The sequence below is a fragment of the Streptosporangium sp. H13245 genome (assembly GCF_055690525.1).
This window is the reverse complement of record NZ_JBSZKT010000068.1, coordinates 1-13,748: the sequence shown is the minus strand read 5'-3', so window position 1 is coordinate 13,748 and position 13,748 is coordinate 1. Positions and strand designations below refer to the sequence as shown.

Genomic DNA, 13,748 nt, shown 5'->3' with positions numbered 1-13,748 from the left:
TTCCGTCACCTCGGGAAGTACCCGCGACCCCCGCGAAGGGTCGTTTTCTCCGCGCCACACATCAGGGACCGGTCATTCCGTCACCTCGGGAGATACCCGCGACCCCCGCGAGAGGTCGTTTTCTCCGCGCCGCACGTCGGGGACCGATCCCGCAGCGGTTTCGTCACCTCGGGAGCCGCCCGTGATTCCCTCGGAGATGGACGCCTGGGTCGTCAGCCGCCCCGGGCCGATCTCCTCACGCCCCCTGCGGCCGGTCCGCGTCCCGGTTCCCTCCCCCGGGCCCGGTGAGGTGCTGGTCCGCGTCGAGGCGTGCGCGGTCTGCCGTACCGACCTGCACCTCGCCGAGGGCGACCTCCGGCCGCGACGCCCGAGGACCACGCCCGGCCACGAGGCCGTGGGCAGGGTGATGGCCACCGGCACCGACACCGACCGGCTGACGCCGGGCAGCCGGGTGGGCGTGGCCTGGCTGCGCTCGACCTGCGGCCACTGCCGCTACTGCCTGCGGGGCGCGGAGAACCTCTGCCCCGACTCGGCCTACACCGGCTGGGACGCCGACGGCGGCTACGCCGAATACCTGACCGTTCCCGAGGACTTCGCCTACCCGCTCCCGGACGACACGCCCGCGGAGAAACTGGCGCCGCTGCTGTGCGCGGGGATCATCGGCTACCGGGCCCTGCTCCGCAGCGACCTGCCGCCCGGCGGGCGCCTGGGCATCTACGGCTTCGGCGCCTCGGCGCACCTGACCGCGCAGATCGCCATCGCCCAGGGTGTGACCGTGCACGTGCTGACCCGCTCGGCCGATGCCAGGGAGCTGGCCATGACCCTGGGCGCGGCCTCGGCGGGCGACGCCGCGGACGCCCCGCCCGAACCGCTGGATTCGGCGATCCTGTTCGCTCCGGTGGGCGAGCTGGTGCCGGTCGCGCTGGCCGCCCTGGACCGGGGCGGCACCCTGGCGGTGGCCGGTATCCATCTCAGCGACATCCCGGCTCTGACCTACCAGCGCCACCTGTTCCAGGAACGCACGCTGCGCAGCGTCACCGCCAACACCCGCGCCGACGGCCGCGCCTACCTGGAGCTGGCCGCGCTCCACCCACCCCGGGTGACGACGGTTCCCTACCCCCTGGCCGAGGCCGACCGCGCCCTCGCCGACCTGGCCGCGGGCCGCGTCGAGGGCGCCGCCGTCCTGACGCTCCCTTCCCCCTGACGCGCGCCGCCCCCGTACGGCGTGAGAAACCGGCGGGGGAACCCGGTGCGGGGGCTCAGTCGAAGGCGCACTTGCGGGTGATGACCGGGTCGGGGTCGGTCGCGGTGTGCACGTTCACGGCGGGGATGAAGCCCCACGCCTTGAGTTCCTTCTTGGCCAGCGAGTAGTCGCCCTGCGTGTAGTACCAGACGTCGTTGCCGCCGCGGTGCCGCTCGCCTCGCTTCCAGCAGACGAACCAGCTGGGGTTCGACTCAAGACGGCCGACGACCTCTCCCTGCCCGGCCTGCTCGTACACGTCCGACCCCGGGGTGTTCGAGCACTCGAAGAGGCCCTGCCAGGTCTGGTCCGTACGGGTGTCCCTGATCGACGAGGTCTTGTTCACGCATCGCGCCGTGTTCCCGGCATCGGCCGTCGGCGGCCCGGCGGCGACAGGGTCGTCCGAGGAACGCGACAGCGCCCAGACTCCGGCGACGGCACCCGCCACGACGACCACCACCGCGGCGGCGATGATGATCGCGATCCGGCGCCGTTCCCTCCTCGGCTCGGCGACCGGGGGAACCGTGGCTGGTTCCTCGGCGGCGAGGGCCTTCCAGGCGTCCTGCCAGCGGCGGGACTGCTCCTGAACCGTCCTGGGAGTGCTCTCGCCGTGGGCCAGGCAGGCTTCGACCAGACGGAGGGTCGCGGCCTCCGGGGGGCGGCTGAGCGGATTCCTCCCGATCAGGTTGGAGATCGCCGACGGAGCCAGCCCCGACGTCTTCGACAACGTCGCGTATTTCGGCTTGCCGCACCAGACGTGCAGCTCCCGGAGCTTCTCGGTGAACTCGGGCCACGTTCCCGCCTGCTCGGGATCGGGCGAGAACTTCGGATCGTCGCTGACAACCACGTGTCAAGGGCCCTTCGGGACTGGTGCCACCATCGGCCGGTCGAGGGTCGAACTGATCATGCCGGGGCCGGGGATATCGGGTCAACCGATTCAGAACAAACGCTTCCACCTACTTAAATGCTGTTTTGAACGGTTAGTCCGGCCATATCCCTGTCCCGTCCGGCCGTCCCGTGCTTCATTGATGACCGTCTTTACCGGTGGCGGGAGGCTGCCGGGGGGCCGTGGTCCCGGTGACCGTCCGGGCGGCACTCCGGTGACCGTTCGGGCGGCGCCACGGCGAACGAGACCACCTTCCGCGACGAGATCAGCGAACATCTCTTGAAAGGATCCTCATGCCGGTTTTGCCCATCTTGCGGCGCTCCCTTCTCCTCGCGGTGCTCGCACCGGCCGCCCTCGTTCCCGCGCTGGCCGTAACCGCCCCGGCGTCGGCCGCCGGGACCGGCACGGCGGCACGTCCCACGTTCCAGCTGCCCTTCCCGTGCGGCCAGCAGTGGCGGCTCGACTCGTGGGGACACGCCCCCGCGCTCGACATGGTGAAGGAGCCGAACCAGGTGGGCACCGAGGGCGCGGCGCTGGTCGCGTCCGCGGCCGGGCGGGTGAACCAGTCCTTCTACCACTCGAACGCCGGAAACGTCATCCAGATCGACCACGGCGGCGGCTGGTTCACCACGCACCTCCACCTCCAGTCCCGGGCCGTCGGGGCGGGCGCCACCGTCGCGGCGGGCCAGACGATCGGCCAGGTCGGGCGTACGGGCCCGACCGCGAACAACCACCCGCACCTGCACTACGAGCAGGCGTTCGACGCGAACGGGGACGGGAGCGCGACGTGGGGGTACGCGGGCGCCGAGCGGGTCACCCCGATGTTCAACGGGACCACGTACGGGACCGCCAACAACCAGACCTACCGCAACGTGACGAGCAACAACGCCTGCGGGGGCGGCACCCCTCCCCCGGCACCGTCCAAGTACTACGTGGACACCTTCGCCGCCGCCCCCGGATACTCCTCCCCCGGCGGCACCCGGACCGGCACCCTCAACGCCGGGACCAACTACGTCTACTGCAAGGTACGGGGGCCCGAGGTCCGGGTCGGCTCCGACTACAACAGCTGGTGGCTCAGGACGGATCTGGACTCCGGCTCTCCCTGGCAGAACCAGTACGTGTCCGCCTACTACCTGTCCCGCTGGGGCAACGACGAGGCCAAGGACAACAACGGCGTCGTCATCCGCAACTGCTGACCACCCGTTTGTCTTCGTACGGCTCGCGCCCCCGGCGTGAGCCGTACCTCCTCATCGCTTCCTGCGCCGGGAGAGCCTGGCCAGGAGCAGGGCGGCGACCGCGGCGGACGAGAGGGCGACGCCGAAACCGATCATCGTCGCCTGCGGGGTGAAGGACTGGATGGCGAGGCTGAACAGGATGGCGGGCAGCCCCATGCCGACGTACGAGATCACGAAGAAGACCGCCAGCACCCCGGCGCGGGAGTGCGGTGCCGCGACGGCGGCGGCCCAGCCGACGGCGACCTTGAACAGCAGGCCCGCGCCCGCCCCGGACAGGACCAGCGCGACCAGGTAGAGCCAGAGCCCGGGACGGTAGAGCGAGAGCGCGACCAGGGCCAGCCCGGCGGGGAAGGACAGGGCGCCCAGCCGGGAGAGCCGCCCCTCGGGCTGGGAGCCGAGGAGGATCTGGGCCGTCGCCGCGGCGCCGAACATCAGGAACGGCGCGACCCCGGAGACGAAGGGGGAGGTGACGCCCAGCTGGTCCCTGAGCATGATCGCGCCGAGCGAGGAGATGAGACCGAACACGGCGAACGCGACGAATCCCAGGGCGGCGGACGCGGCGAAGACCACCCCTCCGCCCGTTCCCAGCGCGAACCTGGCGGGCCGGTCGCGGGCCCGTCGCGCGACGTCGACGGTCTCCGGCGCGAACAGCACCAGGACCACCATGACGGTCATGGAGACCGCGAAGACGGCCTGCGCGGTGACCAGCGGCGCGGGTCCCCACTCCGCGACGATCCCGGCGACCGGCGGGCCCAGCGCCAGGCCGCCCAGGTTGGCCGCGGTGGCCACGACGCCGGGCGTGGACGAGCCGGTCCGGCCGGGGTGCGCCCGGGCGTACAGCTCGTGCAGGTACGCGGTCGCCGTCGAGGCCATCAGCCCGACGGCCACGCCGGTCAGCAGGCGGCCGAGCAGCAGTCCCGGCAGGGCGGGCCAGACCGTCAGGACGACGGCGGCGAGGATCGCCACGAGCAGGGCGGGCACGATGACGCGACGGCGGCCGAACCGGTCCGACAGGTGGCCTATCGCCAGGAAGCTCACGGCGGAACCGACGACCATGACCGCGAAGGCGACGGTGACCGTGGTCGCGCCGAACCCGTCCCTGACCTGGTAGAGCGGCCACAGCGGGGTGGGCGCGGTACCGAACCCCATCTGGACCGCGAACGCGACGGCGGCCAGCCAGAACCCCGTGGCGGGGGAGACCCGGCGCCGGGACGCCTCCGGCGCCACCCGGGGAGGCGCCGGTGATCGGACGGGCATGCTTGGCTCCTGATCACGATCGTCGAGCATCGTGGACATCGGCGTGCCGGGGGACACGCTCTCCCGGCTCTGCCCATCAGGCGCTGTCGTATCCGCGGTCACCCAGGCGAAACGCGAATCACGTTCACCATCATTCCGGCCATTACCGCTATTTCGGCTATTTCGGTTAAGTGAACCGGTCGCCCGTGCCCCGCACCTGGAAGGTCACCCGCTACGCGCCGCGAGAACCCCGTAGCGACTCAGCCCTCCTTGAGAATGCGGCTCCCATGCGGGCCCGCGACCCGTAAGCCCGCGACCCGCAGACCCACGAACCACAGACCCGCGACCCGTAAGCCCACGAACCACAGACCCACGAACCACAGACCCACGAGCCCCCCGCGAGGGCCTCACGCCTCCTTGAGGATGCGCCTTCCGTACGGCCCCACGAGCCCCCCGTGAAAGCCTCACGTCTCCTTGAGGATGCGGTGCAGGAGGGCCGCGGTCGCGGCCGGTTGCTCGGCTTCGATTCCCAGGCGGTTCATGACGTGCCAGTAGCGCTCGACGTCGGCGAGCTTGTCCAGGTAGAGGGCGCCGGTGAGCTGTTCGAGGTAGACCACGTCGGGCAGCTCCCCCTCGGGAAAGCGCAGGATGGTGGCGGGTCCCGCCGCCGCGGCGGCGGCCCCGGCGCGGAACGGCATGATCTGGAGGGTGACGTGGCCGAGCTCGACGATCTCCATGAGGTGCCGGATCTGGTCGCGCAGCACCTTGGGCCCTCCGACGGGGCGGCGCAGCACCGCCTCGTCGACGATGCTCCAGAGCGCGGCGGGCTCCTGCCCGGTGAGGATCCTCCGGCGCTCCATCCGCAGGGCGACGCGGCGCTCGATCTCGGACTCGGGGGCGCCCGCGCAGGCCGGCCGGATGAGGGCGTGGGCGTAGTCCTCGGTCTGCAGCAGCTCGGGGACGAACTGGACCTCGTAGCCGCGGATGAGTGAGGCGGCCTGCTCCAGCCCGAGGTAGGCGTCGAACCAGGAGGGCACCACGTCGGCGTAGGCGTGCCACCAGCCGGGCCTGTTGGCCTGCGCGGCCAGGGCGAGCAGCGGGGCGCGCTCGCCGTCGTCGACGACCCCGTAGAGGGTGAGAAGGTCGGCCACGTCGCGCTGCTTGAAGCCGGTCCGCCCCAGCTCCAGGCGGCTGATCTTGGAGTGCGACGCGCGGATCGCCTCCCCGGCCTCCTCCCGCGTGATGTGGCTGTTCTCGCGCAGCCGCCGGAGCTGCGCCCCCACCAGCATGCGGACCACGGTGGGACCGGCCTGCCGGTGATCCACGTTCTGACCGTCGGCTTGTTCGCTCATCGCCCGAACAATGCGCAAGTTCGCTCCCTTTAACCGCGACTGGCCAGTCTGTAAATGCTCAAGCTTTTCACGTCCGGGCCGCCCCTCGCAGTGAGACGCGGACTCCGCGGAGCCGTTTGACGCCGTTCCCATGCGCCTCCGTGGCCCCAGTGCTACCGATCGACGCCGTTCCCCTGCCCTTCCGCCGTCCCGGCGCTACCGGCTGACGCCGCTCTCACGCTCTCCCGCCGTCCCGGCGCTCCGGTGCCGGGCGGGCACGCCGGAAACCGTACGCGGCGTTCGGAGAAGTTCTCATCTCTTCTTCTGACTTCTCCACTTTACGATGCCGAATCCTCATAATTAGTGATCTCTAATGGACTCCTCGGAGAGGAAGCCAGACCATGCCCGATATCGGCCCCGTACGGGCGGGGGATCCCGAACGCGTGGACGAGTACCAGGTCGTGGGCCGCCTGGGGGAGGACGTCTTCCTCGCCACGGCCCCCTCTGGGGACCGGGTGGTCGTGCGCCTGCTCCCCCCGGACGTGAGCCCCGAGCGGTTCCGGGAGGCGATGGAGCCGCTGCGGGAGATACCCGCCTTCTGCACGGCACAGGTTCTGGACAGCGGGCTGAACGGCGGGGTGGACGGCGACAGGCCGTACATCGTGAGCGAGTACGTCGACGGGCCCACGCTGGAGGAGGCGGTGGCCTCCGAGGGCGTCCTGGGGGCGGCCTCGCTGCACCGGCTGGCCGTCGGGACGATGACCGCCCTGGTCGCCCTGCACCAGGCGGGTACGGTCCACGGCGACCTGCGTCCCGGCGGCGTGGTGTTCGGCCCCGACGGGCCGAGGGTGATCGACCTCGGCATGGCGCGGGCGCTGGAGGCGACCGCGTCCAGCACGACCCGCAAGGTCGACGTCCCCGCCTACAGCTCGCCGGAGAGGCTCATGGGCACCTCCCCCGGGCCCGAGGGGGACCTGTTCTCGTGGGGGGCGACGATGGTCTTCGCCGCCTCCGGCCGCTCCCCCTTCGACGCGGGGACGATGTCGGGCACGGTCAACCGCATCGTCAACGACGAGCCCGATCTCGGCGCGCTCCCGGACGACCTGCGCGGGCTGGTCACGGCCTGCCTCGCCAAGGACCCCGCGTCGAGGCCGACCGCGAGCGACACCCTGCTCCGCCTGGTCGGGGGGTTCCTCACCTCCGACCAGCCGCCCCTCGATCCCTCCGTGTCCTCGGCGTCCTCGGCGTCCTCGGGGTTTTCTGCGTCCTCGGCGTCCTCTGCGTCCTCGGTGCCCGGCACCCCCTCCACCCGGCCGCTGCGGCGTGCCCGCCCCGTGCTGCTGGTCGCGGGCGCGCTGGCCGTCGCCCTCGTCTCCGGTGGCACGGTCTACCTGACGGTGTCCGGGGACCCGGTGCCCGCGCCGTCCCCGCGCCCGGCACAGAGCACCGCGCAGGGCGCGCTCGCCCCGGCCTTCACCCCCCAGCCCCAGCTCAGCCCGAACGTCACCGAGGCGCCCTGGGAGTCGGTGGAGAAAACCACCAGGGACATCGTCCTGCCGGGGACGGGCATCACCGTGCACGAGAGCCCGAAGGACACGGTCAGGCTGGGCGGCTACCTGAACGCCAAGCCGCCCTTCGCCTCGTTCGCCAGGGAGAAGGGCAAGGAGACCTTCAAGCAGGTGACCAGCGCCCTGCAGCCGGTGCTGTCGCCGCAGGGCGACCTGGTGGCGCTGAACCCGTTCGGGAAGTTCGCCGAGTCGTCCTTCGACTACGTGAGGATCCACGACCTGAGGAACGGCACCCAGTTCAACGTGCAGACCGTCGAACGGCCGCTGGAGGGGCACAGTCCCGTGTGGTCGAAGGACGGCTCCAAGGTCCTGCTGTCGGTACGGGAGCCGGACAAGGAGCAGTCCGACGGGTTCGTGGTGGTGGACGTGGCGGCGCGCAGGGCCACCTACGTGCGCACCGAGTCCATCGGCACCGACGTCCTCCCCTTCACGTTCGCGCCGGACGGCTCGGTCGCGCGCGGGTACTACAACGGCAAGAGCTACGGGGTCGACTTCTACGGCCCGAACGGGCAGGTCATCCGGACGATGCACTGGGTCGGCCAGCCGCGCTCCACCAGCTGGTTCTCCCCCTCGGGCGCGCTCTTCTCCACGGTGTGCCCCAAAGGGGACGCCGTGTGCGTGTGGGACACCAGGACCGGCAACCGGCGCCACACGCTCACCGTCCGCGACGACGCCCGGATCCTGGGCTGGTTCAACGACAACCACCTGCTCATCCAGAACCCCGCCAAGAAGGGTTCCAAGATCGAGGTGGTGGACCTGTACGGCAAGTCCATCCGGGTGCTCGCCGATCTCAAGAACGGCGACACGGCCTTCCTGAGCTTCACCGCGGCGGCCGGATGACCAGGGTCCTCCCCCCGGCTCCCGGCGATCCCGAGCTGATCGGGACGCACCGGGTCACCGGCAGGCTCGGCCGGGGCGGGCAGGGGACGGTGTACCTGGCGGAGTCCCCGTCCGGTACGCGGGTCGCGGTGAAGGTGCTCGGCAAGGGCGGCGGCGAGCAGACCCTGGCGCGCTTCCACCGCGAGATCGAGCTGGCCCGCCGGGTGGAGGCCTTCTGCACCGCGCAGGTGCTGGAGCACGGCGAGACCGGCGGCATGCCGTACATCGTCAGCGAGTACGTCGACGGACCCAGCCTCGCCCAGGTCATCGACGAGCGGGGGCCGCTGCGCGGAGCGGAGCTGCGCAGGCTCGCAATCGGGACCGTCACCGCGCTGGCCGCCATCCACCGGGCGGGCGTCGTGCACCGCGACTTCAAGCCCGCGAACGTGCTGCTCGCCCGCGACGGCCCCCGGGTGATCGACTTCGGCATCTCCCGGGCGCTGGACGCCACCGCGACGCTCTCCGACCACCTGGTCGGCACTCCCCCGTACATGGCGCCCGAGCAGTTCGACGGGAGCGAGGCGGGGCCGTCGGCCGACCTGTTCGCGTGGGCGTCGACGGTGGTGTGCGCGGCGACGGGGGAACCGCCGTTCGGGACTGGTCCGCTGCCCGCGGTGATCCACCGGATCCTGAACGCCGAGCCCGCCCTCGGCTCCCTGGACGACGAGCTGCGCGAGCTGGTGGGCGAGTGCCTGGCCAAGGACCCCCGGACGCGCCCGGCGGCCATGCCGGCGTTGCTGCGGCTGCTGGGCCATCCCGCGGAGCGGCCGTCGTACGGGACGGGTCACGAGGTGCTCGGCGAGGGCAGGAAGCAGGCCGCACCCCCGCCGGTCCGGCGGCGCGCCTCGCGCCCGCTGGTCGCCGCCCTCGCCGCGCTGGCGCTCGCGGCGGCCTCCGGTGTCGCGGTCCTCGCGGTCCGGGCCTCGGGGACGGAGAAGCCCGCGAAGGTGGTCGCGGACGGCACGAAGGCCACCTCCTCCCCGCCCGCGAAACCGGCGATCGGGACGATGCCCACCACCTCGACGGCCGACCTGCGGATCCCGGGCACGAAGATCACCCTGAGGGAGAACCCGGCCGACCCGGAGTGGGTCACCAGCTACAGCGACTCGCGCGGGCGGGCCAACGGCAACCCCGTCTACCTTCGGCGGGGCGCCACCCCTGAGTTCAAGTTCGTGGGGACGTTCATGACCGTCGTGGCCGCGCCGGGGGGAGCGCACATCGCCGTCAACCCGGACTACAAGCCCATGGGGGAGTCCGACCTGGTCAGGGTGGTGGATCCGGCGGGAGGGCCGGAGACCCGGATCAGGACCGTCGACGCCCCGCTGATGACCTTCAACCCCCGCTGGGACCGGAACGGGACGAGGATCCTGCTCACGATCTACGAGGGGTTCGAGGAGAAGCAGCGCTCCAGGGGCTTCGTGATCGTGGACGTGGTCTCGCGTACGACCAGCGTCCTGCGGGTACGGGACGACGACCACCGCTCCGACTACCTCTGGGGCCCCGACTCGGCCTCGGTCATCCACTCCGGGCCGGACGGTTCGGTCCGTTTCTACCGCCTGGACGGCACGCTGCTGAAGACCGTCCCGAAGGTGGGCGAACTGGTCAGGGACGACGTCAGGGCCACCTCACTCGGGACGGTCTTCACGACCCGCTGCCACGAGAGACCCCGCGACGCCTGCCTGTGGGACGCCACCACGGCGACGCGCAAGGCCGTCGTCCCGATCGGGAAGGGGACGACCTTCAACGGCTGGCTGGGCGACCGCCACTTCCTCGGCACGGTGAACGGGAAGAAGACCACGAAGGTCGTCATGCTGGACATGCGCGGGAAGGTCGCGCGCGTCCTCGCGGACGGCCCCGCCGCCGAGCTGAAGGAAGTCAGCCTCTTCTACACGCTCAGATGACGGGCTCCACCTCGGTCCGGGCACCCCTGTTGGACAGTCCGATCGGGGGCAGGAGAGGGTGGAGGTGTACCAACCGATCTCCGAGGAGGAACTCCCATGCAGACTCGCCGCATCGGCGACGTCCAGGTCAGCGCGATCGGTCTCGGCGGAATGCCGATGTCGATCGAGGGGCGCCCCGACGAGCAGCGCTCGGTCGCGACGATCCACGCCGCGCTGGAGGCGGGCGTGACGCTGATCGACACCGCGGACGCCTATCACGTGAGCGCGGACGAGGTCGGCCACAACGAGTCCCTGATCGCCCGCGCGGTGGCTAGTTACGGCGGTGACACGTCCGACGTGCTGATCGCCACGAAGGGCGGCCACCTGCGCCCCGGCGACGGCTCGTGGACCCTGGACGGCTCGCCCGACCACCTGAGGAAAGCCTGTGACGCCTCGCTCGAACGCCTCGGCGTCGAGGCCATCGGCCTCTACCAGTTCCACCGCCCCGACCCGAAGGTCCCGTACGCGGAGTCGGTCGGGGCGATCCGCGACCTGCTGGACGCGGGCAAGATCCGCTTCGCGGGCGTCTCGAACGCCGATCCCGGCCAGATCCGGCTGGCCAACGAGATCCTCGGCGGGCGGCTGGTGAGCGTGCAGAACCAGTTCTCCCCGGCGTTCCGCTCCAGCGAGCCCGAGCTGGAGCTGTGCGCGGAGCTGGGCATCGCGTTCCTGCCGTGGAGCCCGCTGGGCGGGATCTCGCGGGCCGGTGAGCTGGGCTCGCGGTTCGCCGTGTTCTCGGACGTCGCGGAGGCGCACGGGGTGAGCCCGCAGCGGGTGTGCCTGGCGTGGATGCTCGCCAAGGCGCCGGTGGTGATCCCGATCCCGGGCTCCTCGCGTCCCGAGACCATCCGCGACTCGGTGGGCGCGCTCGACGTGAAGCTGTCCGCCGAGGACCTGGCCCGCCTCGACGCGGCCTGACCTTCGACACGGTCTAGCAGGCACGGCCTGACCTTGACGCGTCCTGGTGGGGCGCGCTCCGGCCGTACCGGCACCGCTCGGTGCCGGTACGGCCGCTCGCGTACGGGGAGTGACTAGGAGGGGTAGACCTCGAACGAGGAGAGCTGTCCCGCGGGCCAGCCGGTGTTACCGGTGATGTTCAGCCGCACGAACCTCTTCGTCGTCGGCGGGATGGTGATGGTCACGGTGTTGCCGGTGGCCGGGTTGAAGACGTAGCCCCGCGACGGCACGACGGTCTCGAAGTGGTTGTCGGGTGAGACCTGCACCGACAGTGTCTGGGTGCGCGTGCCCCAGGCGCTGGACGGCGGCAGCTTCAGCACCAGGCGCCCGACGGTGGTCTGCGCGCAGAGGTCGACGGTGATCCACTGGGGGAAGGCGTTGTTGGCGCTCTCCCAGTAGGTGTTCGCGTTGCCGTCGACGGCGTTGCCCGGCGCGTAGTGCTGCGTGGTGCTGCTCGCGGTGACCACCTTGTTGCGGGCCAGGTCACCGGTACCCGGCGAGCACCCGGGCGGGGGCCCGGTCGTCGCGGTCACCGTGCCGGAGGGCGGCGAGGTGTTCTGCGCGGCGTCCCTGGCGACCACGTAGAAGCTGTAGGAGGTCGAGGGCGTGAGACCGGTGACGGTGAACGACGTCCCGGCGGTGCTGCCCACCCTGACGTCGGTGGCGCCCGCCTCGCGGTAGACGTCGTAGCCGGTCACCCCGACGTTGTCGGTGGCCGCGGTCCAGCCCACCGTGATGCTCGTGCTGGACGCCGGGACGGCGCGGGCGGCGCCGGGCGCGGTGGGAGGCTGGGTGTCCCCCGTGCCACCGGCCCTGCGGGTCTCGAACTCCGTCGCCCAGTACTTCGTCCGGTCCAGGTACGCGTTCTCCGCCGCGGCCCCCGTCTTGCCGTACGCGCCCTCGAACGTCTGGTAACCGAACCCGGCGGGCGGGGTGGAGTCGGCGGGCTCGATGGAGCTGCCCTCGTGCCACTCGTTGAACGAGGTGATGGAGACCCAGGTCGGCAGGCCGCCCTTGGCCGGGTCGAGGGCGTTGGACCACTCCAGGTCGTAGGTGGCGCCGTTGGCGCGGCCGAGGGTCGGGGTGGTGTTGCCGGGCACCGCGCGGTCGTCGATGTAGCCGGGGGCCACCGAGGGCGCCCAGATCAGGTTGTTCTGCTTGGCGTACGCGCTCGCGTTGGCCCAGCCGGGCGCGGTGGCTCCGGCGATCCCGTCGTAGGTGTACATACCGGAGAAGTGCGCGATCTTCGACGTGTCGGTGGTCTGGGCGAGCACGATGTTGCTCGCGGTGACCTGGTCGAGCACGGCCCAGTCGGTGATCCGCAGGCTCTCGAACACGTAGAACGCCGCCCGGTCGCCGTGCTCGGCGTCACGGTAGAAGGCGGGGTGGGAGCCGTAGCGGGTGTTGATGTAGCGGATGTCCTCGACGGTGGAGGCCGCCGTGCGCCCGCCGTACGGCTCCAGGTGCCAGGCGACCTTGACGCCGTACTGCGCGGCGGCGTCCATCACGCCCTGGGTGAGCCTGTCCTCGAAGCTGTCGCGGCCCCACCAGCTGTAGACGATGACGCCGACCCCGGCCTGCTTGATCCACTGCATGTGCCTGGTGACGGCACCCGCGTAGTCGCCCGAGTCGTAGGCGCCCAGGCTGGGATACAGGTCGGCGCCTACGTCGTTGGGCGGGGTGTGGCCGCCCTGCTGCCAGTGCCGCCAGTCGCCGCTCGTCTGGGGGTTGCCGTACCAGGAGTAGTAGAACAGGTGGACGTTGGAGGACTGCTCGGGGACGGCCGCGCCGCGCGCCGGGAGCGGCGCCTGGGCTCCGGCCCAGCACAGGGCGGCCAGCAGGAGCGCGAGGACGAGCTGTACGCGTCGCTCGGTATGGCGTAAGCGGCTGACGGATCGATCGGATGTCTTCATCGGCTGACCCTTCGTCACGCGGGGCCGGATCGCCGCGGTCGGCGGGCATGCGGTCACCGCGATCCAGCCGGGTGGGGGGCGGAAGAGGCTACGCCGTCACCGGAGAGATCGATGAGCGGCGCTGTGCACACCATAAGATGGCGGACAGGTGTCCGCAATGTTTCTACTTCTTTTCGCAAAAATATGCCTACTGTGCGGCTTTACGTGATGTGCGGACCGGCAGAGATCGACAGGAGGAGTAGCCGGGGGTCGCGGGGCAGGGTGTCCACCTGGAACGGTCCGATGTTTCACCTACTCGAATCGCCGCTGGGACGCGCGGGGTCGTGGGGCCGAGGGCAGGGGCCTGGGGGCCGAGAGGGCCGGAGGCTGGAGGGCCGGAGGCTGGAGGGCCGGAGGCGAGGTCGAGGGCCAGGGGCCTCGGGGCCGGAGGGTTGAGGGCCGGAGGGTCAGGGGCCGGAGGGTCAGGGGCCGGAGGGTCAGGGGCCGGAGGGTTGAGGGGCGGGAGTCGAGAGGGACGGGGGCCAGGGGCCGGGAGGGTCGGGGGGCCGTCCCGCACCGGGGAA

At 71.4% G+C, this 13,748-nt stretch carries 9 protein-coding genes; 5 read left to right on the top strand and 4 right to left on the bottom strand.

Annotation, left to right across the window (positions count from 1 at the left end):
• Positions 1–181 precede the first annotated feature (181 nt).
• Positions 182–1,204 carry a zinc-dependent alcohol dehydrogenase family protein gene (locus tag ACW9TB_RS39145; RefSeq protein ID WP_472753177.1) on the top strand — a complete coding sequence of 341 codons (1,023 nt, stop codon included), beginning with the start codon at positions 182–184 and terminating at the stop codon, positions 1,202–1,204.
• 55 nt (positions 1,205–1,259) lie between these two features.
• On the opposite strand, the gene ACW9TB_RS39140 is transcribed toward ACW9TB_RS39145, so the two are convergent.
• Complete coding sequence (locus ACW9TB_RS39140; RefSeq protein ID WP_472753176.1) at positions 1,260–2,087, bottom strand: hypothetical protein; 828 nt, start codon at positions 2,085–2,087, stop codon at positions 1,260–1,262.
• Positions 2,088–2,419: 332 nt separating this feature from the next.
• On the opposite strand from ACW9TB_RS39140, the gene ACW9TB_RS39135 reads away from it, so the two are divergent.
• Entirely contained in the window at positions 2,420–3,322 is a 903-nt protein-coding gene (locus ACW9TB_RS39135; RefSeq protein WP_472753175.1) for a M23 family metallopeptidase, read from the top strand.
• 51 nt (positions 3,323–3,373) lie between these two features.
• On the opposite strand, the gene ACW9TB_RS39130 is transcribed toward ACW9TB_RS39135, so the two are convergent.
• Entirely contained in the window at positions 3,374–4,618 is a 1,245-nt protein-coding gene (locus tag ACW9TB_RS39130) for an MFS transporter (protein WP_472753174.1), read from the bottom strand.
• 443 nt (positions 4,619–5,061) lie between these two features.
• Positions 5,062–5,949: a helix-turn-helix domain-containing protein gene (locus ACW9TB_RS39125; RefSeq protein WP_472753173.1), complete on the bottom strand. Its 888-nt coding sequence runs from the start codon at positions 5,947–5,949 to the stop codon at positions 5,062–5,064.
• A 380-nt stretch (positions 5,950–6,329) separates the two neighbouring features.
• Here ACW9TB_RS39125 and ACW9TB_RS39120 point away from each other — a divergent pair, with 380 nt between their 5' ends.
• The 3 genes from ACW9TB_RS39120 (at position 6,330) to ACW9TB_RS39110 (ending at position 11,233) form a co-directional block, all read left to right on the top strand.
• Entirely contained in the window at positions 6,330–8,336 is a 2,007-nt protein-coding gene (locus tag ACW9TB_RS39120; RefSeq protein ID WP_472753172.1) for a serine/threonine protein kinase, read from the top strand.
• Positions 8,333–10,276, top strand: a complete 1,944-nt coding sequence (locus ACW9TB_RS39115) for a serine/threonine protein kinase (RefSeq protein ID WP_472753171.1) — start codon at positions 8,333–8,335, stop codon at positions 10,274–10,276. The genes ACW9TB_RS39120 and ACW9TB_RS39115 overlap by 4 nt, the downstream gene beginning before the upstream one ends.
• A gap of 96 nt (positions 10,277–10,372) precedes the next feature.
• Positions 10,373–11,233, top strand: coding sequence for an aldo/keto reductase (locus ACW9TB_RS39110; RefSeq protein ID WP_472753170.1), 861 nt, complete (start codon positions 10,373–10,375; stop codon positions 11,231–11,233).
• 113 nt (positions 11,234–11,346) lie between these two features.
• On the opposite strand, the gene ACW9TB_RS39105 is transcribed toward ACW9TB_RS39110, so the two are convergent.
• Positions 11,347–13,185: a discoidin domain-containing protein gene (locus tag ACW9TB_RS39105; protein ID WP_472753169.1), complete on the bottom strand. Its 1,839-nt coding sequence runs from the start codon at positions 13,183–13,185 to the stop codon at positions 11,347–11,349.
• Positions 13,186–13,748 lie beyond the last annotated feature (563 nt).

Excerpts from the sequence above, each read along its gene's own strand:
- ACW9TB_RS39120 (WP_472753172.1), top strand. The coding sequence starts at position 6,330 with ATGCCCGATATCGGCCCCGTACGGGCGGGGGATCCCGAACGCGTGGAC.
- ACW9TB_RS39110 (WP_472753170.1), top strand. The coding sequence starts at position 10,373 with ATGCAGACTCGCCGCATCGGCGACGTCCAGGTCAGCGCGATCGGTCTC.
- ACW9TB_RS39135 (WP_472753175.1), top strand. The coding sequence starts at position 2,420 with ATGCCGGTTTTGCCCATCTTGCGGCGCTCCCTTCTCCTCGCGGTGCTC.
- ACW9TB_RS39130 (WP_472753174.1), bottom strand. The coding sequence starts at position 4,618 with ATGCCCGTCCGATCACCGGCGCCTCCCCGGGTGGCGCCGGAGGCGTCC.
- ACW9TB_RS39115 (WP_472753171.1), top strand. The coding sequence starts at position 8,333 with ATGACCAGGGTCCTCCCCCCGGCTCCCGGCGATCCCGAGCTGATCGGG.
- ACW9TB_RS39125 (WP_472753173.1), bottom strand. The coding sequence starts at position 5,949 with ATGAGCGAACAAGCCGACGGTCAGAACGTGGATCACCGGCAGGCCGGT.
- ACW9TB_RS39105 (WP_472753169.1), bottom strand. The coding sequence starts at position 13,185 with ATGAAGACATCCGATCGATCCGTCAGCCGCTTACGCCATACCGAGCGA.